Source organism: Chitinivibrionia bacterium (genome assembly GCA_009779925.1).
Classification (GTDB): domain Bacteria; phylum Fibrobacterota; class Chitinivibrionia; order Chitinivibrionales; family Chitinivibrionaceae; genus WRFX01.
Genome location: WRAZ01000022.1, coordinates 1 through 26,051, shown reverse-complemented (window position 1 = coordinate 26,051; position 26,051 = coordinate 1). Strand labels below are relative to the sequence as shown.

23 protein-coding genes are annotated in these 26,051 nt (G+C 42.5%); 13 read left to right on the top strand and 10 right to left on the bottom strand.

Annotation, left to right across the window (positions count from 1 at the left end; genetic code table 11):
- The first annotated feature begins 148 nt into the window (after positions 1-148).
- From FWE23_07325 to FWE23_07295, 7 genes are all read left to right on the top strand, one after another.
- Positions 149-727, top strand: a complete 579-nt coding sequence (locus tag FWE23_07325; protein ID MCL2845244.1) for an adenylate kinase — start codon at positions 149-151, stop codon at positions 725-727.
- A 15-nt stretch (positions 728-742) separates the two neighbouring features.
- Complete coding sequence (lysS, locus tag FWE23_07320; GenBank protein MCL2845243.1) at positions 743-2,245, top strand: lysine--tRNA ligase; 1,503 nt, start codon at positions 743-745, stop codon at positions 2,243-2,245.
- Between the two features lie 8 nt (positions 2,246-2,253).
- The gene (locus tag FWE23_07315; protein ID MCL2845242.1) at positions 2,254-3,765 is read left to right on the top strand and encodes a hypothetical protein; all 1,512 of its coding nucleotides are present in this window, start codon (positions 2,254-2,256) and stop codon (positions 3,763-3,765) included.
- Positions 3,766-3,792: 27 nt separating this feature from the next.
- Positions 3,793-4,365 carry an elongation factor P gene (gene efp, locus FWE23_07310; GenBank protein MCL2845241.1) on the top strand — a complete coding sequence of 191 codons (573 nt, stop codon included), beginning with the start codon at positions 3,793-3,795 and terminating at the stop codon, positions 4,363-4,365.
- A 37-nt stretch (positions 4,366-4,402) separates the two neighbouring features.
- Positions 4,403-5,683: a glucose-1-phosphate adenylyltransferase gene (gene glgC, locus FWE23_07305; protein MCL2845240.1), complete on the top strand. Its 1,281-nt coding sequence runs from the start codon at positions 4,403-4,405 to the stop codon at positions 5,681-5,683.
- Positions 5,684-5,757: 74 nt separating this feature from the next.
- Positions 5,758-6,645, top strand: coding sequence for a sigma-70 family RNA polymerase sigma factor (locus FWE23_07300; GenBank protein ID MCL2845239.1), 888 nt, complete (start codon positions 5,758-5,760; stop codon positions 6,643-6,645).
- Positions 6,627-7,703: a hypothetical protein gene (locus FWE23_07295; GenBank protein ID MCL2845238.1), complete on the top strand. Its 1,077-nt coding sequence runs from the start codon at positions 6,627-6,629 to the stop codon at positions 7,701-7,703. Before FWE23_07300 ends, FWE23_07295 begins: the two co-directional genes overlap by 19 nt.
- 71 nt (positions 7,704-7,774) lie before the next feature.
- On the opposite strand, the gene FWE23_07290 is transcribed toward FWE23_07295, so the two are convergent.
- Complete coding sequence (locus tag FWE23_07290; GenBank protein MCL2845237.1) at positions 7,775-8,551, bottom strand: hypothetical protein; 777 nt, start codon at positions 8,549-8,551, stop codon at positions 7,775-7,777.
- Between the two features lie 190 nt (positions 8,552-8,741).
- Between FWE23_07290 and FWE23_07285 the strand changes: the two genes are divergently transcribed.
- Positions 8,742-10,475, top strand: coding sequence for a FapA family protein (locus FWE23_07285; protein ID MCL2845236.1), 1,734 nt, complete (start codon positions 8,742-8,744; stop codon positions 10,473-10,475).
- Here FWE23_07285 and FWE23_07280 read toward each other — a convergent pair.
- Together FWE23_07280 and FWE23_07275 are read right to left on the bottom strand one after the other, a co-directional pair.
- Positions 10,472-11,647 carry an outer membrane protein assembly factor gene (locus FWE23_07280; GenBank protein ID MCL2845235.1) on the bottom strand — a complete coding sequence of 392 codons (1,176 nt, stop codon included), beginning with the start codon at positions 11,645-11,647 and terminating at the stop codon, positions 10,472-10,474. The genes FWE23_07285 and FWE23_07280 overlap by 4 nt on opposite strands.
- Before the next feature lie 207 nt (positions 11,648-11,854).
- Positions 11,855-12,685 (bottom strand): Rpn family recombination-promoting nuclease/putative transposase, encoded by an 831-nt coding sequence (locus FWE23_07275; protein ID MCL2845234.1) that lies wholly within the window; start codon positions 12,683-12,685, stop codon positions 11,855-11,857.
- 335 nt (positions 12,686-13,020) lie between these two features.
- Here FWE23_07275 and FWE23_07270 point away from each other — a divergent pair, with 335 nt between their 5' ends.
- The 5 genes from FWE23_07270 (at position 13,021) to FWE23_07250 (ending at position 17,541) form a co-directional block, all read left to right on the top strand.
- A complete protein-coding gene (locus FWE23_07270) occupies positions 13,021-15,129 on the top strand; it encodes a glycosyl hydrolase family 8 (GenBank protein MCL2845233.1) in 2,109 nt (702 codons plus the stop codon).
- 129 nt (positions 15,130-15,258) lie between these two features.
- Positions 15,259-15,456 carry a hypothetical protein gene (locus FWE23_07265; GenBank protein MCL2845232.1) on the top strand — a complete coding sequence of 66 codons (198 nt, stop codon included), beginning with the start codon at positions 15,259-15,261 and terminating at the stop codon, positions 15,454-15,456.
- A 185-nt stretch (positions 15,457-15,641) separates the two neighbouring features.
- Positions 15,642-15,947: a hypothetical protein gene (locus tag FWE23_07260; GenBank protein MCL2845231.1), complete on the top strand. Its 306-nt coding sequence runs from the start codon at positions 15,642-15,644 to the stop codon at positions 15,945-15,947.
- A 149-nt stretch (positions 15,948-16,096) separates the two neighbouring features.
- Positions 16,097-16,798 carry a PEGA domain-containing protein gene (locus tag FWE23_07255; GenBank protein MCL2845230.1) on the top strand — a complete coding sequence of 234 codons (702 nt, stop codon included), beginning with the start codon at positions 16,097-16,099 and terminating at the stop codon, positions 16,796-16,798.
- Positions 16,795-17,541 carry a formylglycine-generating enzyme family protein gene (locus FWE23_07250; protein MCL2845229.1) on the top strand — a complete coding sequence of 249 codons (747 nt, stop codon included), beginning with the start codon at positions 16,795-16,797 and terminating at the stop codon, positions 17,539-17,541. Before FWE23_07255 ends, FWE23_07250 begins: the two co-directional genes overlap by 4 nt.
- A gap of 13 nt (positions 17,542-17,554) precedes the next feature.
- On the opposite strand, the gene ptsP is transcribed toward FWE23_07250, so the two are convergent.
- The 7 genes from ptsP to FWE23_07215 form a co-directional block, all read right to left on the bottom strand.
- Complete coding sequence (gene ptsP, locus FWE23_07245; GenBank protein ID MCL2845228.1) at positions 17,555-19,357, bottom strand: phosphoenolpyruvate--protein phosphotransferase; 1,803 nt, start codon at positions 19,355-19,357, stop codon at positions 17,555-17,557.
- A 1-nt stretch (position 19,358) separates the two neighbouring features.
- On the bottom strand, positions 19,359-21,791 hold the full coding sequence (locus tag FWE23_07240) for a glycogen/starch/alpha-glucan phosphorylase (protein ID MCL2845227.1): 2,433 nt from the start codon (positions 21,789-21,791) through the stop codon (positions 19,359-19,361).
- Positions 21,792-21,952: 161 nt separating this feature from the next.
- Positions 21,953-22,897: a zinc ABC transporter substrate-binding protein gene (locus FWE23_07235; protein MCL2845226.1), complete on the bottom strand. Its 945-nt coding sequence runs from the start codon at positions 22,895-22,897 to the stop codon at positions 21,953-21,955.
- 2 nt (positions 22,898-22,899) lie between these two features.
- A complete protein-coding gene (locus FWE23_07230; GenBank protein MCL2845225.1) occupies positions 22,900-23,787 on the bottom strand; it encodes a zinc ABC transporter substrate-binding protein in 888 nt (295 codons plus the stop codon).
- A gap of 40 nt (positions 23,788-23,827) precedes the next feature.
- Positions 23,828-24,154, bottom strand: a complete 327-nt coding sequence (locus tag FWE23_07225) for a hypothetical protein (protein MCL2845224.1) — start codon at positions 24,152-24,154, stop codon at positions 23,828-23,830.
- Positions 24,155-24,308: 154 nt separating this feature from the next.
- Positions 24,309-25,400 (bottom strand): FkbM family methyltransferase, encoded by a 1,092-nt coding sequence (locus tag FWE23_07220; protein MCL2845223.1) that lies wholly within the window; start codon positions 25,398-25,400, stop codon positions 24,309-24,311.
- Between the two features lie 13 nt (positions 25,401-25,413).
- Positions 25,414-26,051 (bottom strand): hypothetical protein (locus FWE23_07215; protein ID MCL2845222.1); only part of this gene is annotated, 638 nt, incomplete at its 5' end.

Here is a 26,051-nt window from a genome sequence, read left to right as displayed (position 1 = left end):
AAATATAATTTGCCCAAGAGCCAAACCGAATTTTTTTCTTAAAATCCCATATTTCCTGCATTTTTTATGTTTTTTTAGTTATTTTCACTTTTAATGAACGGCAAAATTGTATTTTTTATATAAGAATTTTTAATGAAAGGGTTTATTTATGCTAAATATCGTTTTGTTTGGAGCGCCGGGAGCAGGAAAAGGCACTCAAGCGAAATTTATTACTGAAAAGTATAATTTAGGGCATATTTCTACGGGCGACATTATCAGAGCCGAGATAAAAGCCGAAAGCACGCTCGGGCTGAAAGCAAAGAACATTGTGGAAGCAGGTGGTCTTCTGAGCGACGAAATTGTCGTCGAATTGCTGGAAAACCACATAATGAAAAACAGCGTAAACTATTCCGGTTTCTTGTTTGACGGTTTTCCGCGCACGGTCGGACAGTGCCACGCTCTCGAAGAAATGATGTGCAAACTCAAAACCTCGGTAAGCGCGCTTGTTTCGCTCGACGTTCCGCAAGAAGAACTCGTCGCAAGACTTTTGAAAAGAGCTGAAATCGAAGGCAGAAAAGACGATACTCCCGAAGTTATACAAAATCGCTTTTTGGAATACAATGCCAAAACGCTTCCCGTAATGAAATTTTATGAAGACGGCGGCAAGGTTATTTCGATTAACGGAACGGGAAGCATTGAAGAAATAACGGCGCAAATCATATCGGAAATCGACAAACTGAAAAATTAAGGACAGAGAACAATTATGAGCAGAAAAGATTTCAACGAGCAAATGCAGGTCAGGTTCGACAAAATCGCCAAAATCAAAGAGCGAGGCGACCTTCCCTACGTCGAGAGATTTGAGACAACCCACACTATCGCCGAGGCGCAGAACTTGCCCGAAGGCACCGAAAACATTACGCTTGCAGGACGCGTAGTCGCCGCAAGATACTTCGGAAAATTGGCATTCGGACACCTTTTCGGATTTCACGGAAAAATCCAGTTCGCGCTTCAAAAAGATGTGCTTGGCGACAGTTTCGCATATTTTAAAGAAGTGGTCGATATTGGCGATTTCATAGGAATAACCGGAACGCTTATTACAACAAAAACAGGCGAAAAAACAATAGACGTAAAAGAGTGGAAATTCCTCTCGAAAACCTTGCGCAATCTCCCCGAAAAATTCCACGGAATAAGCGACGATGAAATTCGCCTCCGCAAGAGATATTTGGAGTTAATTTCCGACCCCGAGGCGCTTGACCGCTTTAAGACGCGTACAAAAGTCATAAGAGTAATCCGCGACTTTTTGAACGACCACGATTTCCAAGAAATAGATACGCCCGTTCTTACAAATCACGCTTGCGGCGCGCTCGCCCGTCCGTTCATTACGCACAACAACGCGCTCGACATCGACGTCTTTTTGCGGATTGCGCCTGAAACCTATCTGAAAAGAGCGATTGCAGGCGGTTTTGAGCGAGTGTATGAATTCGCAAGGAGTTTCAGAAACGAAGGCGTTGACGCTTCTCACCTGCCTGATTTTACCTTGCTTGAATACTATGCGGCATATTGGAATTATCAGGATAATATGGACTTTACCGAAAAACTGCTGAAGCATTTGTTAACCGAAATTAAAGGCGGATTACAGATAGGATACGACGGCATAAGCATAGATTTTGCAGGCGAATGGGAACGAATTTCTTTCCGCGATTTGATTTTCAAGGACTGCGGAATTGACATTTACGTTTGCGATACCAAAGAAAAAATTTTGGAGCAAATTAAAGAAAAAGGAATTACGCTCGACACTTCTACCGACATAAGAAAAGCAGGGCGCGGAACACTCATTGACCTTCTTTATAAAAAGGTGAGCCGTCCGCAACTCGTAAATCCGACTTTCGTAATAAAGCACCCGATAGACCTTTCACCGCTCGCTCGCAAAAACGACGATAATCCGCTTGAAACCGACCGCTTTCAGTTGGTCGTAAACGGCTGGGAAGTGATAAACGCATACAGCGAACTGGTTGACCCCGTTGACCAAGAAGAGCGTTTTGAGCAACAAGCGCAAGCAAGAGCAGACGGCGACTTAGACGCAATGGCTGTGGACTACGACTTTTTACAGTGCATAGAATACGGACTTCCGCCAATTTCGGGTTGGGGTATGGGGATAGACAGAATAGTCGCGCTCTTGACAAACACGCAAAACTTACGCGACGTGGTGTTATTCCCGCTATTGAGACCCAAACACGACGAACAGAGAAACAACGAAGAAGATTGAGGTGTAAAATGAGAAAAATCGTAATTTTGCTTTTAATAATGATTGTATCAAGCGTCCCTGCGAAAACACGCTGGGCAACTACGAGATTTACGCCGAGCGCAGACATTATAGGCGCAGGGCAGTTTGTGGCAAATTACAACATTTTTCTTAACACGGAATTCGGCAGAGGACTTACGGGCTATTCTATCGGCGGACTTACTATGGGCGCAAGCGAATGGGTCGAGGTAAATTTAGGATATACGGGCGGAATTAATTTAGGCTTTAAGGGACGACTGCTCAACGAATACGGTATGAACGGCGCGCCGTCGCTTGCTATAGGCGTCCGCAATATTTTTAACAACGAAGCGCGTGCAAGAAGCCGACTTGAAACGGGCGACAAAGATTTTACGGGAGAATATTTCTTGGTTGTCGGAAAAAGCGCTAACGCTTTTAACACTCGTTTCCACGGCGGAGTAATGACAATTCCCGACAGCAGAAGAGATAAATTCAACGGATTTATCGCTATGGAACAGGGAATTGGCAGCGATTTCATTTTTACGCTCGAAGGTTTCACGCAACAAAAAAACTTTTATCTGGCGCTGACGACAACCATAAGATTTGGAGAAAACAACAACGCCGAATTTTATTTTTCACTGCTTGATTTGGAAGGCATATTCTTTTCGGACAGAAAAGATTTAGGTATAACACTTACTCCGAAATCGCGCCAAGACTGGATAAAACCGGGAATTGTCGTGGGGACTTCGATAGCTTGGGGCGGACGCAGAAAATTTAGAGACGGAAGATTTGCGTTGAGAGCAATGGAAGACGTTTTGGCAATTCACGAAACGCGCATAAACGAACTTTCTTCTCAAATTGATACGCTGAAAATTGAAAACGAAGCATTGCGCGAACGAAACGAAAAAGCGTTTAATTCAGTAGATTCTCTGCTGATTTCTTGGGCAATGCACGAGGCTATGCGCGATACGCTTCCGCCGCATTTTACGGAAATTTTCTCGCGTCTCGTAGCCTACACACAAGCATATTCGGCGACACGCTTTGACCCGTTTGAGGTGCGCAGAATTTTGGACGAAGTGCGCAGATACGGCAGACCGGGCGAAGAAATCATAGCTCAAATTGCGCGAAACGAACGCGGGCGCGGCGATATTCGGCTGAGAGCGATTACAATGCTCGGCGAATTAAGAGCAAGATACGAAATTCCCGTCCTTTTGGATATTTTGGAATTTACTATCGACAACCGCGAAAAAATAGAGGTAATTTCGTCGCTCGGCAAAATTAACGACCGCACGGTTGAGCCGCGAATAAGGGATTTTGTGCATCATCAAGACGAAAATCTGCGAATTGCCGCAACCGAAGTCTTGGATATGTGGAGCAGAAATCCGATTAGTCCGACCCTTTGGACGCTCCCCATTCCGGCGGTAAGCGGACAAAATAACGCAAATTCGGTGCAAAATCAAGAAAACACTGCATCTGATAGAAACAATGATGTATTTTTGGTGGAACCGATTGAAGAAAATGAGTAATTTATAAAATTTTAAGGAGTGCAAAAAATGGCTACAATTAAAGCAGGAGATATTTCAAGAGGAATGGTTCTTCTTTACGAAGGGCAACCGTGTAGAGTTATTGATTTCTCACACACAAAAACAGGACGCGGTTCAAACAACATTTCTGCAATGCTAAAAAATATTATTAACGGACGAAAAGTCGAACACCGTTTCAGAACGGACGAAAAAGTTGATACCGCTTTTGTCGAAACAAAGCAGTTTGAGTATCTTTACGAAGACGGCGACGGCTATGTGTTTATGGACAGCGAAAATTTCGAGCAAATTACACTTAAGGAAGATGAAGCCGGCGACGCAATGGGATATTTGCTTCCAAACAACACTTGTCAGATTATGCTTTACGACAACAAACCAATCGGTGTTCAACCACCCACAACCGTTCAATTAAAAATTACGGAAACCGAACCGGGAATTAAAGGTGCAACCATTTCGGGAAGTGTTACAAAACCTGCAACACTTGAGACGGGCTTGGTAATCCAAGTTCCTATGTTCATTGAAGCGGACGAAACTGTTATCGTAAACACAACAAACGGCGAATATTCGGGAAGAATTGAAAAATAAACAAAACTTAAACTTATACAAAGGGAGGGTGCGCTTTATGGAAACTTACAGAAAAGCGTCTGGTTATGCGAACGTATTGGCTATGATTATGGCGGGCGGCGAGGGTTCTCGGCTTTATCCGCTTACTCGCGACAGAGCCAAACCGGCGGTGATTTTTGGCGGGAAATATCGAATTATCGACTTTGTTTTGAACAATTTCGTGAATTCGGGTATATTCAAAATTAAAGTACTCACCCAATTTAAAGCCGATTCGCTTATTAAACATTTGACTAACGGTTGGCGTTTGTCAAACATTCTTGGTCATTATATCGACCCTGTTCCCGCGCAGATGAGAACGGGAAAGAATTGGTATCAGGGAACTGCAGACGCGATTTATCAGAATATGAACTTGATTTATGACGAAAAACCCGATTTTGTCGCGGTTTTCGGCGCAGATCATATTTACAAAATGGATATTTCGAGAATGCTTGCGTTCCACAGAGACAACGGAGCGGTTGCGACTGTCGCGGCAATTCCCAAGCCGATAAGCGAAGCAAGTCAATTCGGCGTAATTCAGGTTGACCCTAACGGAAGAATGATAGGATTTGAAGAAAAACCCGATAATCCCAAACCAATGCCGGGTAATCCCAAAATGGCTCTTTGCTCAATGGGTAATTACATTTTTAACACAGGATTTTTAACAAGAAAATTAGAGGAAGACGCGGCTGACGAAAACTCTTCGCACGATTTCGGCAAAAACATTATTCCGTCTATTTACAACGAATACCCTGTTTATGTTTACGATTTCCACAAAAACGTAATCCCCGGAGAATCGCCCGAGCAATGTATGTATTGGGAAGACGTAGGAACACTGGAAGCGTATTATCGTGCAAATATGACATTGAAAGACGTTATCCCCGAAATCAATTTGTATAACGAATCGTGGCCTATCAGAACAGGAAGCGAAAAAGCCGCGCCTGCAAAATTTGTATTCGGTAGCGATACTTCAGGAAAAGACAAAAGAGTCGGAACAGCAATTGACTCGATTGTTTCGAGCGGTTGTATAATTTCGGGCGGCGAAGTGATTAACTCGGTTTTATCGCGAAGCGTGCGCGTTCACAGCTTTGCAAAAGTCGAAGATTCCATACTGCACCCGAACGTTGACGTAGGCGAAAACTGTCATATAAAAAGAGCGATTATTGACAAAGACGTTTGTATTCCGCCGAACACAAAAATCGGCTTCGACTTGGAAGATGACAAAAAGAAATATTTTGTTTCGGATGACGGAATTGTCGTTGTGACAAACCCGAGTAATCAGAAAAGTCAGCGGCAGGTTTAATTTTTTAATACGCGAGCGTGAAGCCTTGCAGGTTTTGCGCTCGCGAACCCTTTAAATAAATAAAAAACACTATTATGAAAAAACAAAGAGAGCAATCAAAAGCAGAGCAATTATATTTCAGGGACGTAAGCAAGTTCAAATTGTTGAGTGAAGAAGAAGAAGAAATACTTATAGACGACGTAATCAACAAAGTCCCCGGAGCGGAAGAGAAGCTAGTCACCGCAAACCTTCGTTTCGTCGCCAAAGAAGCGAGAAAACACAAAATAACAGGCGGACTTTCGTTTTTGGAACTGGTTAACGAAGGAAACCTCGGACTTTTGAAAGCGGCAAAAAGATTTGACAAAAGCAAAGACGTTAAATTTATCTCTTATGCCGTTTGGTGGGTGAGACAAGCAATTCAAAAAGCGATTTTCGACAGAATGAGTACGGTACATATCCCCGTTAATAAAATTACGCTTTTGTCAAAATTCAGACAAACGCTCGAAAAATTTGACGGCGATTTCAACAAAGCGATAGAAGAGCCCGAATTTAAGAAGCATAAAGACGACATTATAGAAATAATGGAGAAGAGTAAAAACACTTCGCTCGACCGCCCGATTTCGCAAGTGCAGGACGAAGAAAACACGCAGACCCTGCTCGACACAATAGGGATTGACCCATCGCAGAACGAAGATATGATGCTTCTTGAACTTCGCAACGAAATAGAAAAAGTTATTCACGAATTGCCGATACTTAACGACAAAGAAGAAAAAATAATACGAATGTATTACGGAATAAATTTTTCGTCCACCAAAACGCTCGAAGAAATAGGTGCAGAACTCGGAATTACCCGCGAAAGAGTGCGCCTTACCCGCGACAAAGCGCTCCGCAAACTCTACAAAGACGAAGACGCAAGAAACCGTCTGAAAGACTATCTGGGAATTTCAAGCAACGAGGAACAGTCGTGGAATTTCGGGTATTAAAATATGGTGGTAGGGGCAGGTTTAAAACCTGCCCTTACGTAGCAGTTGTTATTTTTGCAATTCTTTTTATTGCCCAAATCACTTTTGCCGCGCCTTTGTCCATAGAGGGAAATTTCCACGGAATTTTTGATAATCTCGAAAACAAGTTCGGGGCTGAAGGGTCAGGGACAGTTTTCGGTGCAAATGCCGATTTATCCGTGGGCTTTTTGCCAAGCAGAAACAGCGGTGTTTTTATCGGCGTAAATTTCTTTCAGCAGTATGGCGACGAAAATACAGGCGACGGATTTTCGCCGATTATGTCTTTTCGGTTTCAGGACGACATAAACAACTTTGTTTTTGGAACTATGCCGCGAAGTTTACTTATAAATTATCACGATTATATTTTATCGAAACATTGGCAGTTTCAAAATCCTGTGTTTCAGGGACTTTTTTTCGAGCAGGATTTTGGTGCGCTTAATTGGGCAGTTTGGGCTGATTGGGTGGGAATGCAAAGCGAAAACACTCGCGAAAGATTTATCCACGGACATAATCTTACCGGCACATTTATATTAAACGACCAAAGTTATCTTTTACTCGGCTATCAGTTTATTTATGACCACATAGCGTTAAGAAGCGGCGTCGGACACGGCGACCACGTCGAAGATGTCGGTGCGTTTGTGGGGAATATTTCGTATCGTGCGCTTGGCGAGCAAAATTCACGTATAAGGGAATTCAGAGGCGGATTTCGCGGAATGTTCAGGTATAACAGACAAAGAGAATTTACTAAAAATTATCAAATAAGCGCGGGAGTAGAAGTTTATACGGGGCTTGACTTCGGACTGTTCGACATCGGCTATTCGCATTATTTTAAGGTGCGAGATGTTGTGCGTTTTCCTTACGAATTTGAGACAGGCGACGACAGATTTTTGGCGGACTTCGGACAGGCGGATATTTTAGTGCGCTTTTTAGACAGAGACGAGGCGAAGGTTAATTTTACTCTTTCGTTTATTCCCACAGATGGCGGGGTTAATCATCGGCAAACTATGCAGGTGGTTGTACCTATCAGGGTTGGTAGATAAAAAAACAAGGGCAGGTTTGAAACCTGCCCCTACAAATCTGCCCCTACAAAAATCGTCCGTCCGGCAAGGATTTAGAAATTAAACGAAAAACCTATCGAAAAATCGTATTGCGAAATTTCCGTCATAAGTGATACGTGTTCGCGGAAATACCAACGAAGACCTATAACATACCAATTAAATTCGGGAAATTCAAATCTTACGCGGTCGCCTTTTCTGATAAACGGGTCGTCTTTGTCGTCAAATATTAAAGAAGCGCCGATTTTAAATCCGATATACGGGTCTATATGTCTTGCTACATCGACCTTTCCTCTAAGAGATGGCATTCCGAACGGGTGAAACATAAATCTGAAATTTGGGTTAATGCCAAATCTTGTGTAAACTTCATCGCGCCAATCATTCCAAAATGGATTATATAGCTCGTTTGTAAGATTGCCGTTCCTGTCAAAAGCCAAACGAGGTCCTCCGTGATGATACTGGCGATAAATAGGAATACCTCCCCAACCGTAATCATTAAACCAACCAAGTTCATCTTGACCGGTCCGAAGCCAATTAAGACCGTGCCAATAACCACCGTGCCAATGTCTATGCCACAAATAACCATAATCGTACCTCTGCCAATACATACGCAGTTCGGCGCCGAAAGAGAACATTCCGCCGAATGCGGCTCTGTCCCAAATCAGCGGAACTATGCCGAAGCCGCTTCCTTTGTTAATACCTGCAAGGACACCGAAAGCGAATTCGTCGTCGCCTTCTTCAAACGCCAAAACCCTCGGTCTCACCTGACCTGTCTGAGCCAGCAAAACGGTTGCCAAAACCAAAATCGCCGCAAAGATTTTCATCATCTTCATAAAAGATACCTCTCCCGTTTTTTATTTAATAAGTCTAATAAATAGCCGTGAAAATAATATTTGGAAAGAGTGCAATATGGGAAAAAACTTAAAATTATCAAAAAAACTCGCCATTACTATTGATTTTATATTATTTTTGACGTTAATAATAGGGTATGCACGCGCAACCCAAAAAAACAAGGGGTGTTTTATGGCTATATTGGATGAAATTGCAAATATTGTCGAAAGCAGAGATGAAGACGGCAAACTTTATATAATGGTTTATCCGGAAACGGAAAAAGAGCCGTTGATTGAGAAATTCACCGAGTTGTACGAAAATGTACTCGGCGGTGATTTGGAACTTGTCAAAAGGGTTATAAAAAAAGCAAGCGGCAGTTGGGAGTGTATCGGCGATATACCTATTGACTACGACAGAGAACTCGACCAACTTATAACGGTAAAAACAAATCCGATGAAAGTGTATATGGGCGTCTCTATTGACGCGAAAGCAAAAAACCTTACTGTCGATAAACTTTTGGCGCGCCTAAAAATTGTCGGAGTAGTTTTCGGTATTAAGCATAATGTTCTCGAAGACATACTCGTGAAGCAACTTTATGAGCAATTTCATTTGGTTGCGGAGGGAGTTCCGCCCATAGAAGGATATGACGGTTCCTTAGAAATGAAAGTCAACACGGAAAAAAGCAGTGAGCCTAAAAAACTGGAAGACGGCTCTGTGGATTACAGAGAAATTTCGGCATTTACCACCATATTTGCGGGCGACATTATAGGAACGCAAATTCCCGCCGACCACGGAACTCCGGGAACAGACGTTTTAGGAAACGCCGTGCCGCCCAAACCGCGAAAAGAATTTGTTATGAAGCCCGCACAGTTTATTTCGGTATCGGAAGACGGTAAAAATCTTGTTGCGGACACAACGGGCGTGCTAATAAACAAAGCAGGACTGCTCTCTATAAAAGAACGTCTGGAATTAAAAAATGTCGATTACAATACAGGAAATGTGAGATTTCCGGGAGCGATAGATGTTGAAGGAAACGTTGCGGCGGATTTTTGCGTAGAAAGCGAAAGCGATATTGTTATTCACGGAATGGTGGAAAGTGCAACAATAAAATCCAAAGGCGGTTCGGTAAAAATAAGCGGCGGAATAATAGGGAAAAACAATACGTTTATCTCGGCAAAAACCGCAATCAGCATAAATTTTGCGCAGGACACCGATTTTGAGTGCATAGAAGGAGACGTAAATGTCGGAAATTATATGCACCATTGCAACGTAATTTGCAAAAATTATAAAACTCTCAACGAAAAATCGGCGGTTGTCGGCGGAAAAATAGAGGCTAACGAAAGCATTACTGTCTCAAACTCATCAAATGAAGAAGGAGTTGCAACCGAACTAACACTTTACAGCCAACTCGAAAAAGAATTGATTGCAAAGCGCGCTAAATTGGAAGAAGTGCAAAAACCGCTCGCAGAATTGCTTAAAAACTCAGATTACGCCTACAAAAACAAAACGACGGCGATAAAAACATTCGGCTACAAAGAAGGAAGCCCGCAATACAACGATTATCTGGCAAGCAAGAAAAAATATGAGGAAATAAAAGCAAAGAGTGAACTCGTGGAAAATAACCTTACCGCAATAAACGCAAAACTTGCCGAAGAAAGACAACACACAGGTCATATTGCAATTTTGAAAAACGGATTTGCGGGAACTGTCATAAAAATCGGCAGATACAAATATTACATAAAAGACAACGTTTTTGCGAGAAAATACTATCTCGAAGGCGCAGAAATTGTCGGCGGACCGCTGATTGCCGTAAAAACACCCGAAGGCAAAGATGGTGCAAACGAGCAAGCAAGCGCCGACAGACCCGATACAATAACAATCCAGACAAAAAAGCAATACGGGCTAAAAAAAGGCACAGAAGACTAAAAGTGTTGAACAAAACCCAAATGGACAACAGGATAATTGCGATTTTTGTTTAAATATTTTTGCGTTCCCGAAATTTGCCAAGCGAAGTCAAGCGACGCGCCCGAACGCATTCGCGGCTGTAAAAGACGAATTGCAATACCTGCGCTTGCCGCATTTGCGTTTATGCTTTCTCTCGGCGAACTAAAAGTCTCAAACAGATAGCCTGCGTCCAAAAACAGCGCACCTGTCATTACAGGTCTAAATCCGCTTAATGTGTGGTCAACCCAAGAAAAAGCACCCATACGCATTTCGGGAAGCGTTGCAATATAAAACTGATATTCTGCAGTGCCGACTATTCTATTGCCGAAATTTACGCTGTCTCTGCTTCCGATAAAATTGTCGTTCCAACCGCGGACAAAAAACGCGCCGCCTGTTAAAAATCCGCCGTATCTGTGGCGTTCTCCTATCGGCGTGGTATCAAATCTTGTTCTCAGCAAAAATGACTGCCTCGCTCTGTAAGAAACAGGAATATTTTGGCTTAATTCTCCCGAAATTCCCCAAAATACGTTTTCAAACGCAAGCATTATGTTTGTATTAAGCGAAATTTGCGCAAAAGTAGAAAGCATAGGCGGATAAAGATTGTCGCTCAGCCTAAATCGGTATTGCAGTCTTTGATAAACTTCCCAAAATTCGTCTATAATGTCGCCGCTCAGCCAATCGCCGCGAGTGTTTTGCGACATTAGGCTGTATCTTCTGAAACGCGGGGCAATTTCGTAGCAAACTCTGTGTCTTTCCGAAATATTTCGCCCAAAACGCGTAAAAGTATTAAGATACGGCGAAAGTTCTTCTTCAAAAACAAGCGACGGTCTTCTGCCGACAAGTCCGCCTATGTCAAAAAAATAATTGCTTGCTCCCAACGGAATGTGCATAGTTGTTCCGAAATGCCTGTCTTGCCAAGCTCCCACGTCAAAATAAAGGTGTTGCCCTTCCCTAAGAAAATCTTTGTATTTAAATTGCAAAACAACCCAAAGCCACGACCTGTTTTCACCATAAATTGTCGGAAACAAAGCGCCTCCAAAGCCCGACAAACTAAAATCTCGGCTCTGAGCGGTTTGGTTTTGGGTATCGTCCGCAAAAAGAGCGACCGACAAAAAAAAGAATATAACCAAAAACGCAACTTTAATATTTTTCACAAATAAACTAAGCCTCTCCCATCAAATACCCCAAAACATCCATAAATATGGCAATGCAAACAATAGGCATACCGTTGGTGGTGTTCTGCGGTATAGCCGCTATAATAATAAAGTCAGGCGAACATCTCGAACGAAAAGGCATACTTCAACGATGGAGCGGCGTAGCTACTACCTAAACAAATTAAAAGAAAGCAGGATATTGCGCGATTAGTATTCCAATCGCAGAACGTCATCAACGAAGAGACCTGTCAATTCAGCAACATCATCGACAGACATGCCTTTTTTCAGCATGTTTATTGCTATTCGTTCCACTCGTTCTTCCTCTCGCACTTTTTGCGCAGTCTCCAAATCCCATTCTTTTAACAGCATAGTAATAACCTCCTGTCCTTTATTTATTAAATAATCTTCCAAAATTCTGTGGCTTTGACAATATTTTACCGCTTCTATTATCGCTTCTTTCTTGTCCATACCGCCGGCTTCATTTGCACGTATTACCGCCATAAACTCTTCATAACCGTTCAGATTTTCGCTCTTTTCCGCAAATTGGGGGTTTCGTCCCTTGTTTATGTTATAAACCTCTACGATTACTTCAAGATTTATCGGACATTCTTCTCCGCGCAACTTAAACGAATTCGACAATTTAAGCGTTGCATGATCAGGGTAATCGTCTTCGCCGTTGTATAAAACAATAAACTCAGGATGCGGTATCATCACCTTGCGTTCTTTGTAAATCGCCTTGCCGTCTATTACGTTTTTATATACTTCCGAGATGTAATTCAGCATTCTGAACGGCATATTTTCGTTAACTGTCGATTGGTGTTCTATTAAAACTACAAATTTGTCGTCAATCATAAACGAAAGGTCGTTTTGCAGTCCGCCTCTAAACAAAACACCGTCAAGCGTTGCCATTTTTACATCTGTATCTTTTCCGTAATTTGTGTTATTAATTGCATTATACAATTCCAACAAAACCTCTTTTTCGCCAAACAAACTAGCAAAAACACTGCTTTTATATTCCCTGTTTGCCGCCGTCTCCATTTTTCCCTCCTGTATTTATATAAAATACTATTTGCCTCACAAGCGCACGGAAATTTTAGAGAATTAGCGAGAATTTTGTTGAAGCCGGGGGAAATTCAGACTTAAGGCATACTTCAACGATGGAGTGGGGTAGCTACCGCCTAAACAAATTACAAAGAAAGCAGGAAAAAACCTGCTTTCTTTTCTTTTACCTTAACATTTAAGCCACAATATTCAGTTTAATTCACAGTTTTTTGCAAGCAATCACTCTTTTTTAGGAAATTCTTTATATTTTATGCTATATTTAATTTAATGTAAAAAAAACAAAAGCTTAACAATAAGGAGATTTAACAATTATGCTTAACAAAAAAAACGCACTAATCGCTCTGGGACTTTCAGCGGTTTTAGTAATACCGCTTTGGGCAAACAACCGACCTTTTCCGCAAGAGGGTAGATTTGAGATGGGCGGAAATCCGATAAGACCAAACATTCAAAACCCACAACAAATGAACAATGACGTAATAGCAAGATACAATCATTACAGAGACACTTTCCTTGGACGTGGAAACGGTTTTGCTTGGATTAGAGCAACCGGAACAGGAGTATCGGCAAGTGCCCTCACGATTTCCGAAGCACACGGATATGCAATGAAAATTTTTGCACTTATGGCAGGCGTAAGAGGCGACGAAAGACAAATATTTGACGAGATGAACGCTTTGAGAAAAGCAATGCCGTCAATGACAGACCATAGATTGATGTCGTGGACGGTTTTTCCGACAGGTAGCCCTGCAAGACCTGACCTCGCACGCAGAAGCAACAATGCAACAGATGGTTGTTTGGATATGGCTTACGCTTTACTTTTGGCTCACGACCAATGGGGTAGCCCGACAAATTTACAGTATATGAACGACGCACATCAAATTATCGCAGGGCTGAGACAAGCAAATATGCATAATGGTCAGCCGAACAACGCTTCACACAGAACAAAACTCGGCGATTGGCAAAATGCCGGTCAAACAACTGATTTGGAGGCGCAAAGAACAACTTCGAGGTCTTCCGATTGGCGACCTGCCCATTTCAAAGCGTTTGCAAGAGCAACAAGTCAAGACTATTGGAGAATTGCAGCTGACACGGTTTACAATCTTTTGAACAGCGTCTCCCATTCGACTACCGGTCTTATGCCCGATTTCGTAATAGGTATTCCTGCAAGAGTAGTTCGCCAAGGTACAAATGAAGCATTGGTCAGCGGAGAACACAATCAATGGAATTATTCGTTTAACGCTTGCAGAGTACCATGGTTTTTAGCAATGGACTACATTCACTACGGCGAAACTCGCGCAAGAACGCAAATGAACAGAATTACTACTTGGTTGAATGGAATTTCAGGAGGAAACCCTAATAACATAAATGCAGGGCAAGGTTTCACCTTAGCGGGACAACGAGTAAACAATCCCCACACGGACTGGACAAGTATGTCGTTTATGGCGCCGTTTGCCGCAGGAATGGTCGGCAGTTCTACAAACCAAAATTTCTTAAACAGTATGTACAATTATTTGAGAGCCCAAACTCCCACCGACGTGTATTCGGTAGCTATTCAAGTTTTGAATATGCTTCTTCTTTCACAAAACTGGTGGGCTCCTGCATCAACAGGTACAGGAGTTGAGCCGGGCGACGGTTGCGATATTCCCCCTATGGACGTTGCAACTTGGTCAACCGGTTGGGGAGTAGAGCCCGGACCGGGGTCTTCAGCAACTGTGACCCCCACAGGAACACAAGTAAATTTCTCTCTTAACAGAGCCAACGCCGGTTCTTGGTCTATGATTTGGGTCGCTTTTGACGAAGGAGATTTTGAGTACGTAAGCGAAATAGTACTTACTTACACTTCAACCGGACCTATGAGATTGATACTCGGCGACCCTGCTTTATCTAATAACGGTGCAGGTTATACATCAGAAGTAATTCCTGCCAGCGCCACTTCTCGCACAGTTCGCTTAAATCCCGCATTGTTCGAGCAGTTGTGGGCGTGTATGGATCCTGAGAATATGACTCTTTGCCAGCCGAATAATCAGGCAAATATTGTAAGCATTATGCTCGCGGCAGACGGAACGACTGCAACTACAGGAACAATCACAAGCCTCGAATTCGTTGGCTTCGGTTGCGACAGCCCCGTATCAATTATCCCGCAAAACAGACCTGTAAGCAGTGGTGCGGCGAGAGTTGCAGGCAGAGGAATGACTATTACGCGAAACGCAATTAACTTCAACATTCCGAGTGAGCAGATGGTTAGTTTGCAAATTACGGACGTAAGAGGTCGTATGCTTTTCACTCAAGACATCAACCTTAATGCGGCAGGTGTAGGCACATTCAATATCCCCGCTTCGATACAAAGAAATCAAACGTTGATAGTAAACGTAAGAGGCAGAAACGGGTTTAATACTTCACGGAAAATGTTGCTGACGAGATAAATGAAAGCAGAACAGAAAACAAAAAAGGTGAGCCAATCGGTTCACCTTTTTTATTTTTTAAGACAAATGCAAATATTCTCGCTGTTAGTCGTAAAAATAATGTATTTTTATATTGACTTGGAGGATTTGATGAGATTTTTAAGATATGGCGAAAATCGGAAAGCGTCAGTAGGTGATTTCTTCTTTAATATAAGCGCACTTACTTTTGCGGGAGCTGTTGTTGCGAATTTGTTTGATTGGGGCGGCAGTCCCGAACACGCCGCTTGGGGATTCCTTGCTTCGATTGGCTTTTTTGGTGTGGGCTATTTATCACGAGGAGGTGAGTAATGGAAACTTTTTTAATGGCAATGGGTGCTGTTGGCATAATGATTATTTTTATGTATATTACGGGAATAGTAGAAACTAAACTCGAAAAACGCGGCATTTTAACACCGGTATAACAATTCAGCAAAATATTTTTTTCGCAATTGAGTGTGGAATAAAGTATTTTTAATAAAAAAGCAGGAGGATTTTTGAGAAACATCAGAACGCGAAGAAATATCGGCAGAGTTTCAAAGGTAGAAATAGTTAAAGGGAAAATCGAAGTTTCCGATTGTCCTAAGTGTGGGAAAAAAGAAAAAAAGGACTTGCTGGAATTAACGGGGACGCTGTTTTTTGATTTCAGCAAACTAATATTTATCGGTATATTCATTGACAGGTTTTTCAATTCGTCAGAAATTACCGAGGGATTGAACGCTATGCATTTAGGCGGCATAATTGTTGCAATGATGGCTGTTGGTTTTGTGTTAGTGAATATGTCTTCAAAGAGAAAGGAATAAACTTATGAATACAGAATTTCTTACGCTTATTGGTATGATTGCTGGTGCAATGCTAGTGATGGGAGTAGGATTTGACTATTTGTCAAACAGACAAACAAAAAACGGAGCAAGGTTAGCCACTGCTTAACGAACTAAAGAGGAGATTTGACTTGAAAAATATTTTTATAATGTTATTGATATTAGCAACTTTTTCGTTTGCAACTGTTCCTATGCCTGCGCCTTTGACAAGCGCCGATATGGAAATTTTACCGTACGAGCCGACAGACATAAATATCGAGACTTCGCAAAGCGTTGCAGAAACGCTTGAAGAGATTGCCGAAATTTCGTACGAAACGACGGAAGAAGCAGGCGAAATAACCACAGCAGAAATTGAGCTCGGCTCGGTGGCTGAGCTTGTCGAAGCCGAAGCGGAAATCGTTGTCGAAGAAGCGACAATGGCATCGCTTGCAATTACTACAACACCCGACGGTGCCACAATTCTTGTCAATCGTCGAGTTTCGGGGACTACTCCGTTTTTTGCCGACGAGCTTGAGCCGCGCGAATACAACATTATGCTTCTTAAAGAGGGCTTTACCCTTTTTGATACAACTTTCACTTTATCGGCAGGACAAAATGATACGCTTTCCATAGCGCTTATTTCGGAAAATCAGCAGGTGCAGGCTCCCGCAAGAACGCGAGGTCGTGATACGGCAACACAAGCGGAAAGCGAAGAAGAAGAAAAAGACAAAACCGATACACTCAGCGAAGAAGAACTCGCCACAAAAAGACGGAGAATGGACAGGGCAGGAATTATAGTATTTTTGTCTGTAATGTTTGTTTCAATGGCAATGCAGGAAAGCCGAAGCCGATGAAAGCGCTTCTGCTTTTAATTTTCTGCTTGGCTACGGCGGCGTTTTCTTTCAGTGAAATCGTGCAAATTCGCGGCGGAACTTTTAACAGAGGAAGCGAAAGAGGAAATCCCGACGAAAGACCCGTGCGCGAAATAACGGTGGACGCATTCCGTCTCGACAAACGCCCCGTCAGCAACAACGATTATCAGCAATGCGTGAATGCAGGAAGATGTTCTCGTCCAAATACCGCTAATTGTTTTTTATGGACAAACCAAGGACTTACAAGAATGACGCCGCCCGAAGAATTGCTTGCACCCAACAACCCTGTCATTTGCATAACTTGGAGACAGGCAAGCGAATATTGCAGGTTTAGAGGCGGCAGGCTTCCGACCGAAGCCGAATGGGAATTTGCCGCAACCAACGGCGGAAGAACCACCTTTTCGTGGGGCAACGAAAGACCTACGCCGCAAAGAGCGCGTTTCAGAAGCCGAAGTTCCGTGCAGGTTTACACTTTTGACGGAGTAGGCGATTTTGGATTGGTCGATATGAACGGAAACGTTTGGGAATGGGTAAACGACAGATACGAGCAGGATTTCTATCAATTTGCACCGCAACACAATCCGAGAGGTCCGCAAGTCGGACGTTTCAATGTAATTCGAGGCGGCGGCTGGTACAGCGAAGAGCGAGCGCTAAGAGGAACAAATCGTCAGTGGTTTGCACCCGAGGCGGGCGAAATCAGCATCGGCGTCAGATGCGCACATTAATTTATAATTTTTTTCAGAAATTTCCTTTATCATAATAATCGCCGTATAGCGGAATAAAGCCGTGCTTCTTAAAAATGTGCGCACAGTATTTGCCGTTAATATACTGAAGCCAATCGGCAACATCTTTTGCACTTCTTTTATTCAAAAGCAAATGATTTGTCTCTTCCTTAATTTTCATAAGGGGAATACAGCTGATTATTTCCTTTATAATCGGTATCGTAGGCGGTGAAACGCTGAAACGAGTAAGCCCAAGCCCCAAAAGCAAAATGGTACACTCCGGACGCGCCGCCATATCGCCGCACATCGAAATAGGCTTTCCGCCCGAAACACATTGGTCTATGGCAGTTTTCACTATTTTCAGAAACGCGGGCTCAAGCGGATTGTAGAGATAGTTAACCTTAGCGTTGCTTCGGTCGGCGGCAGATAAATATTGCATAAGGTCGTTGGTACCGATAGACGCAAATTCTAAGGTGCTTAAAAACGACTCTATTTCTAAAATTGCAAGCGGCACTTCAAGCAAAACGCCCAAACTCGGACATTTTATTCCCAATTCATCAGCCGTTTTTATGGTAAAGTTGCGCAAAAAATCCCATTCGGAAAGAGTGGTTATCATAGGGAACATTATTCCGTATTTTTTGCCCTCCCCCGCTTTGAGTATTGCAACAAGTTGTTTATGTAAAAACTCGGTTCTCTCACGATAAATTCGCACAGCCCGCCAACCCATAAACGGGTTTTCTTCACGTGGTATATCATTTATAAATTTGACCATTTTGTCGCCGCCCACGTCCATAACGCGAATATTAACTTTTTTGCCGCTCCCTATTTTGTTAAAAATACCTTCGTAATAGCGAATTTGCTCGCTTTCGGACGGAAATTCCGCGTATTCGGTAAATAATATTTCGGTACGCACAAGACCTATTCCGTCAGCGCCGTTTTCGACTGCAAGTCTCGCGTCATCTTCGATAGACACATTTGCCATTACCGAAATAGACATTCCGTCATTGGTGAAAACAGGACGTTTCAAAAAGGCGGGTAATCCGCGCTTTCGCAAATTCTTTTCGTTAATATAAGAATTATATTCGTTAATCGATTTTTTAGTCGGATTTATCGTAAAAGTTCCCACATCGCAATCAATTAAAACGTTATTTCCTTCAACCAAGTTTAACTTCAGCAAGTCCACGTCGGAAATTACGGGAATTGAATTTGAACGAGCAACGATAGCGGCGTGCGAAGTTTTTCCCGACGCCAAACACACCACTCCTTTTATTTTTTCTATGTTTTTACCAACGATGTGAGACAAAATAAGCGGACCGTTTATAAACAAAACCACATCTTTTTCAAATATTCTTTCTTCAAAATTATCGCAACCGAGATAATGCAGAATTCTTTTGCCCGCCTCGCATATATCTTTATCTCGCTCCCTTATATATTCATCTTCGATAGACTTAAACTCCTCCATCATATCATTGGCGACTTTTTGGACGGAGCTTTCGGCGGAAAACAACTCCGTGCGAATATTATACATAACACTTCTGCTAAGCATCGGGTCGTTCACTATACATTTATATATTTCAATTATAGAGGCGTCATCGCTTCCCGTACCGGCTTTCGCTCTTAAGACTTTAGACAGGTCATCGTAATATTTTGTCGCCTGCAGTTTTGCGTTTTCAAATCTGTCTGTCTCTAATAAAATTTCGTCTCGCGTAATTCTTCGTATTATGTTGTCGTTCTTAACCTCGACTATAACCGCCTGTCCAAGCCCTTTTCCTGCGGCTATCGAAGTTCCCGAATAAATTTTTGGCTTCCCCCCCATCATCTTACAAGTCCACCACTTTATTAGTATAATCTCCGTATAAGGAGCAAATTGTATTGTCGAGCGAACCTGCGCTTGAGCGTGCGATATTTCGTAAAGCCATCGACGACCATTCCGACTTATCAGCGAATGCGGCGTCTATTTTGTCTTGTGCTCGGCAATATTCGTCAAAAAACGAAAATATTTTCATTTCGTCCCGATAACGCAAATTTTCCCAAAGAGGATTAATTTTTCCCTCTTCTTCTTCGCCGCCCGAATAATCTTTAATCCATTTTTCCACTAATTCAAAGGCTTCCTTAAGGACAGGTGTGTTTTCCACATACGCGTTTATGTCGTATCCACTGATGTCTTTGTCGGTATTTTCCAAATAAAAGCAAGAATCCAGCCCAATTTTTGAAACGGTGTCTATATCCACGGAATTTGCTCCCGAAAGCGGCACCATTCCGTTAGCCGCCGCCCTTACCGCACTAAACGACGATGGTTCTAAAGAATAAGGCGACGAAATAAATTCCGCCATATCTCCGATAGCTAAAAGTTCCTCTTCCAAAGAGGTTGTGCAGTTGTAAACAAAATGCACCTGCAATTCTTTGCAATCCTTAAGCGCTCGTGAGAAAATATTCACAAGCGATACCAGCTGCTTGCCGTAAAAATCAAAGGGCAACGCTCTTCCTGTGAAAAAATATGCGCGAGAAACAAGTTTTTCTCCACGTCTCAGCCTTAAATAGCGCGCCGCAATATAAAGAAGCATTAAAACCTGCGAGTTGCCGAGGGTTATTTTTCGTATGTGCGTAATAAAAAGCGTATCGAGCAAAGAGTTTTTTGCAATTGCAATATCGTTAAACATTTTTTCGAGAAACTCCTCTTTAGCGTACGCTTTTATTTGAGTAAATACTTTCTGTATGGCGGCGTTTTGCGAGTAGCGCTCAAAATCGGCAAGTTTAGAGTTTTCCTTAATCCAACCTTCGCCAATCTTGGATGTTATCAAATCCGCGAGGTGTTTATTAGAATAAAGCAACCATCTGCGAAGAGAAACGCCCGAAAAAGTCGGTTTTATATCAACCGAATATATGCGGGAAGTCTTTGGAAGCGCAACATTTTTTATATGGTCTGCGCCGCTCTGAGAATACGAGAAAGCGCTTCCCGAAAACATAAGCGAAAGGTTTGCCATACAGATTTTCTTTATAGCGCCCTCTTCAATAAGCGAAATTTCACGCAGGTCATCATCGGAAGCACCATATTCCTTTCTCGCTTTATCGAGAAGCCAATGGTTAATTTTCATAATTACGTTAACGTGTTGCGGCAAAAGGGTTTCTAAAATATAGAGAGGCACTTTAGGAAATTGACCGCCGTCCACAAGCGGAAGCGATATAACAAATGTTTTTCGGGCAATACCCACGGCTTTTTCGACGGAAATTTCGAAATGAGCAATTAAAATCCGTATAAATTCAATTATGGCAAATCCCATACGACTGTCCGCAAGAATAATCTGCGCCTTGTCGCAAATGGTTTCGATAGAATTATTTTGCGATAAATGCCGACGCAATATATCTTTTATCGACGCCGCAGCCAAGAAATATTGTTGTTTTATATGCAGTTCGCTTGTTTGTTGAGACACTTCCTCGCTGAACAAATAGCGCAAAAACTTTACGGAATCGCTTTTTTCGTCGCAAGCGCGTACGTAATCGCTGTGAAGCATATAATCCGAAGAAAAGTCCTCGCTCGGCAAAGCGTTCCAAAAGCGCAATGTATTAACGACTTTGTTTCGATACCCCGAAATCGGAAAATCCACAGGTGTCGCCATAACTCTGTCGCCGCAAATCCAAATGGACTCGTCGGGATTTTTCTTGCCTAAACAACCGCCGTAGCATGAGCGACTGCCGAAACACACGTGATTATTGTATTCAGGTCTATCAACAACCCACGGATTATACAAAGACGACCAATAATATGGTCTTTCCAACTGTCCGAGAATGCTTTTATCCGAATTATTTTTAACAGCTTGCCTGAATTGCGCCATACCATACCAAAGCCCGTAGGCAACCGACGGAATACCTTTAGAGGCAAGCACTTCAAGAATATTTGCGGAAAATTCCCCGATAAACCCGTTTCCCAAATCCATAGGCGGCTCTTTGGCGTTTATTTCACTTCGTTCAATTCCTTCCTGCTCGAGCATTATGTCGAGATGAGATTGAAGTTCGTTTGAAACGGAATGCATTTTTATTGGCGAACCGAGATTATATTCTAAAGACAAATAATAAATTCGTCTTATTTCATTATTACCTAAATATGCTTTTTGCGTTTTAATCCAATTTTCTATGACGTGCGCACGTAAAACGCCGCTTATACCGATATATTTATCGTATTGTGTAGCGGAATTTTCATCTTTCGCACGAAAATATTTGAAATATTTTTCTAAAAACTTGTTGTCATCATTCATTAGATTACCTCTTTGCATTTAATAGTACCAACATCAGTGTTAGTGCCAACTTTAAGGTTTGGCTTAAAACGCAATCAATTCAACTTTCCGCCTAAAAGCAGAATTAAGTTAACTTAATATAATATATTGTAATAAGCCTGCGCAATAAAATATTCTTTTTTTTATTCTTTTATTTGAAACGCACCTGCTATAGCAGAAACATTTCTCTCCCAGAATGCTAAAAAACCGTCATCGAAATGACTCAGCGCAGGAATTCCCGTTCTCAGGACAGCAGTTCTAACACCTTTTTCTTCCATAATTTCCGAGGCAGGAGCGCCTGTTTGCCAACGGTTTATTACAACGCCGACCTCTCCGCTTTCTACCAAATCGCGAAATTTTCGCGCTGTCTCCTCATTCCAATCGTATTCCGGCAAAAATCTTGCGACAACAAAAACATCTATATCCATAAGCAAATAATCAAAAATTCCGCTTAATGCAACTGCGCTGAAATTGTCTATTTCAAGGAGTTTCCGCGTATATTCGTTGCGAAGTGCAAGCGAACGCCGCTTAAAATCGAGCAAATTAGCCGAAATGACACAAGCATACTTCGGAAAAAGCGCGCTGAAATCACTCTCCAGGATTTCTGCCATACGAACGGCGTTTGCAAGCGAAAGCCAAACGAAAGGATTTATCTCTCCGTTAGACGTGCGTATCAGCGGAATTGCCGAACCTGTCGGGCTTGGCGGTATGGCGCAGTCTATTTCAACGACCCGTATGTTTCTGTGGCGAAGTTGCACGAATATCGGGTCATCGGGAATAATCGAGCGAATTCCGACAACAGCCGCGACCCTCGGTGCGATTTCGTCGAGTTCGTCGCTGTATTCGGATGCGAGCCCGTCAAATTCGTCCATAGTAAAATCTGTGCCGAACGGCTCTAAAACATCGACGGGCACTCCGCGTAAAATTTCACGCGAAAGCGCGCCCAAAGCAGGAATGCTTACGGCAACAGCAAGACGTATTTCTTGCGGCGCAGGTTGTGCCGTCGCAGTCGCCGCGCGATTTCGGCGCTCCCCTCTCGCAAACGCTAAAGTAAGAGAAAGCAAAATAATCACAAACACTCTAAACATTTTCAATCTCTCCCGCTCACTGCTCTAAGTAATTGCTCCAAGTTAAAGCGCATTCCTCTTTCAAAGAATTCCGCGCTGTATTCACCGTATGACAAATGCGAAAGTTTAACCACGCGGACGCCCGTTTCTTCCTGAATTGTCCTTAAAAACGTCGGCGGAAAATCGCTCTCCGAAAAAACCACCTGAACATTGACGGCGCGGATTTTCTCTATCGTTTCCATCATTTGCGAAGCGGTCGGAGCTATCCCGTGGCTCGGCTCTATAACCGCTTCCACCTGAAAGCCGAACTCCTGCAAAAGATACGAATACCCGCCGTGAATTGTAGCGCATCTGAAATCGTTTTCCTTGTAATCTGCAAGTTTTTCCATAAATTCCGCCCGAAGTTGCCTTAACTGTCGCGCGTATCTCTGCGCATTCTGACGGAAAAACTGCGCATTTGCAGGGTCGATTTCAGCAAGACGGGTCGCTATCGTAAAAACCTGCTGAATAGACGCGGAAATCGAAATAAAAGTGTGCGAATTTACCTGATTTGTATTTATCGACTGCGGAATAAGCGCAACGCCGTCGTTGGCAAAAATTTTGTGTATTCGATTTAAATTGCCCGCCGCCCTAAGTATCTGAAGCGCAAATTCGTCGTGTCCTACCCCGTTGAGAATTACAACGTCAAGCCCCATCGCCCGCTCAATATCTTCGGGAATTATCCGATAACCGTGCGGATTAACGTTAGGGCTAATCATAGGTATAACGTCCGCTCTGTCGCCTACAATATTCCGAGCGAAGCTGTAATAAGGGTGCAAACTGACGCCGATTTGCAGTCGTTGCTGTTGCCGCCCTTGCGCAAAACAAGTCGCAAAAAGCAACAAAACTATTGTTAAAATCCGTGTTTTCATTTACACTGCCTCCTTTTGCCTGCCGCCGGAACGGCATTTTTTATTCTGCTCCACGTCTGTTTCTCGCAAGCGGACCGTTTCTGGTTACGGAATGTTCGTCGTCAATGCGCACGGTTACCGTATATGGCACAGTCGGCTGTTCGATTGTAATACGCCCGTCGTCCGAAAGGTTGCCCGTAAAAATTGTGCGCCCTGTTTCTCTTTCCCGCAAAATCACGTACGCTCCCGAAGCAGGGCTTCCTCCCGTTGAAAATCCCGCCTCAACATAAATAGTTCCGTCGCGGTTATCTTCAACCAAAATCAATACTCCGTGCGCAAATATCTGCGCAAAAAATGCAAATAACACCAAAATTAAAACTTTTTTCATTTTAAACTCCTTTTTCTTGTGTTTGGCAAAAATCACCGTTTATTTGAAATTCTCTGAAGTAAAATAATTTATTTCCTACAACAACGCAAGGTTTTTGCAGAAACTTTCTATGAACAAAAAAAACAAATAGCGCTTTTTTTGTTCATTTTTTCGGTTATATTGCGTATAGGACAAGTTCCGTACAGAAAGCGCCATAATGTCGCAAGTATAATTTGTAATCGGGATTCAGCGACAAAATATATTGCGGAATTGTTATTAAGTCTTCTTGTTTGTGATAAACACAAATTGCAAGTTTGGGTTTATTGGCTATTATTTGGTTTTGAGCGCCTTTTAGCGCTTCAAATTCAGCGCCTTCAATATCCATTTTGATAAAAGTAGCTTTTTCGTCGCCCAATACGCTGTCAATACTGTCTAATTCTATTTGTATATTTCCTTTTTCGCTGATAACTGAAGTCATATTGCCTCGATTATCAAAGCGCAACATTGCTTTTCCGCTCCAAGCGCCTTTTTCAAACAAGACGTCCTCGCGCCCTTGATTGGCAAGCAACTCTCTGCATTGTTGCGCGCTAACCGTATCCGGTTCAAAAGCAAAAATTTTGTTGTATTTTCCGTTTGTTTTGTTAAGAAACACCTTTATAGTATCGCCGTTAAAAGCTCCGCAATCAACAAATATTTCATTATCCGCAAGCGGTAAAAAGTCGGGAAAACACTGCAATTCATTCGGAACATTCAATTTTACAAGATCTGTTGAGTTTGCCGATTTTCTTGCCTTAATATATTCCAACATTATCCGACGTGATAAATCATCTGTCAAGTTGCTATACAGATCTGTAAGGGCAGTAGAATGTCGATTAAGAAAATCAGAGTCGTGATAACAATCTACAAATGCCACATTGAGCGGATGAAAAAACAGACATCTTTGTATTTGCGCATTTTCTTTTAACCTTGCGATTTTTTCCGCAAAACCACTATAAAATGCCACTACAATATTAAATTTGAAATTATTCGCTAAAATATTTTCTATCGGCTGAATTACATAATCGCTCAATTTCATATTTGGCTGCCAATATTCTTTATCGACGACAACAAAGTCAACTTTGACGTTATTTATCTCCAAAAAACGTTTTACATTACGCCCCAAATCCGCCGCCCCATACAAAACCAACGGCAATTCCGATTGTTTCAGATACTCTACGTCTTCGTTTTTTGCCATTGGAACTTTTTGCAAATCTTCGATAAAATCCATTTTTTCTCCTTGTTTAACATATGGCTTTCGCCGGATTCCCAAATACGGTTGTATTCGCCGCAACATTTTTTATTACAATCGACCCCATTCCGACGGTAGCGTTTTCGCCGACGGACTTTCCAGGCATAATTCTTGCGCCGCTGTTGATTTGTGCGCATTCGCCGATTATTACGTCTCCCGGAATATGCGAGCCAATAAAAAGAGACGCAAAACTTCCGATTTTTGCGCCGTGTCCAACGCAACTAAGCCCGTCGATAAAAACAAAATCGCCAAAAGTCGCAAAACGGGATATTAAATTGTGATAGCCGATAACGCAACCCTTTACGTTGCCGAGTACTTCGGAGTGATAAAATTTGTCCTCGTCCACGTGTATATTCGGAAAAGAAATGTTGGGATTTTGCGAAAAGCGTTCAAAAACCTTTTTTCTTCCCTGCGAAAGCCCGACTGCAATAACAACGCCTATTTCACCGTCGTAATTCAGAAGCCACAAACTATCGCCAAGCACCGAAAATCCCGCAACTGTTTTTCCTTGCAATTCAGGTGTATCGTCCACAAAACCCAGCAGGTCAAAGCGGTCTTTTTTCGCATTTATATCGCGTATCCAAGTCGTTAATTCAATCCCCAGACCACCAGCGCCGAAAACCACAATTT

Bases quoted from the DNA above. Each gene is read 5' to 3' on its own strand.
- FWE23_07225 (MCL2845224.1), bottom strand. From the start codon at position 24,154: ATGAAAAAAGTTTTAATTTTGGTGTTATTTGCATTTTTTGCGCAGATA.
- efp (MCL2845241.1), top strand. From the start codon at position 3,793: ATGGCTACAATTAAAGCAGGAGATATTTCAAGAGGAATGGTTCTTCTT.
- FWE23_07240 (MCL2845227.1), bottom strand. From the start codon at position 21,791: ATGAATGATGACAACAAGTTTTTAGAAAAATATTTCAAATATTTTCGT.
- FWE23_07270 (MCL2845233.1), top strand. From the start codon at position 13,021: ATGCTTAACAAAAAAAACGCACTAATCGCTCTGGGACTTTCAGCGGTT.
- FWE23_07290 (MCL2845237.1), bottom strand. From the start codon at position 8,551: ATGAAGATGATGAAAATCTTTGCGGCGATTTTGGTTTTGGCAACCGTT.
- FWE23_07230 (MCL2845225.1), bottom strand. From the start codon at position 23,787: ATGAAAACACGGATTTTAACAATAGTTTTGTTGCTTTTTGCGACTTGT.
- FWE23_07315 (MCL2845242.1), top strand. From the start codon at position 2,254: ATGAGAAAAATCGTAATTTTGCTTTTAATAATGATTGTATCAAGCGTC.
- FWE23_07220 (MCL2845223.1), bottom strand. From the start codon at position 25,400: ATGGATTTTATCGAAGATTTGCAAAAAGTTCCAATGGCAAAAAACGAA.
- FWE23_07250 (MCL2845229.1), top strand. From the start codon at position 16,795: ATGAAAGCGCTTCTGCTTTTAATTTTCTGCTTGGCTACGGCGGCGTTT.
- lysS (MCL2845243.1), top strand. From the start codon at position 743: ATGAGCAGAAAAGATTTCAACGAGCAAATGCAGGTCAGGTTCGACAAA.
- FWE23_07275 (MCL2845234.1), bottom strand. From the start codon at position 12,685: ATGGAGACGGCGGCAAACAGGGAATATAAAAGCAGTGTTTTTGCTAGT.
- FWE23_07235 (MCL2845226.1), bottom strand. From the start codon at position 22,897: ATGTTTAGAGTGTTTGTGATTATTTTGCTTTCTCTTACTTTAGCGTTT.
- ptsP (MCL2845228.1), bottom strand. From the start codon at position 19,357: ATGATGGGGGGGAAGCCAAAAATTTATTCGGGAACTTCGATAGCCGCA.
- FWE23_07300 (MCL2845239.1), top strand. From the start codon at position 5,758: ATGAAAAAACAAAGAGAGCAATCAAAAGCAGAGCAATTATATTTCAGG.
- glgC (MCL2845240.1), top strand. From the start codon at position 4,403: ATGGAAACTTACAGAAAAGCGTCTGGTTATGCGAACGTATTGGCTATG.
- FWE23_07285 (MCL2845236.1), top strand. From the start codon at position 8,742: ATGGCTATATTGGATGAAATTGCAAATATTGTCGAAAGCAGAGATGAA.
- FWE23_07325 (MCL2845244.1), top strand. From the start codon at position 149: ATGCTAAATATCGTTTTGTTTGGAGCGCCGGGAGCAGGAAAAGGCACT.
- FWE23_07265 (MCL2845232.1), top strand. From the start codon at position 15,259: ATGAGATTTTTAAGATATGGCGAAAATCGGAAAGCGTCAGTAGGTGAT.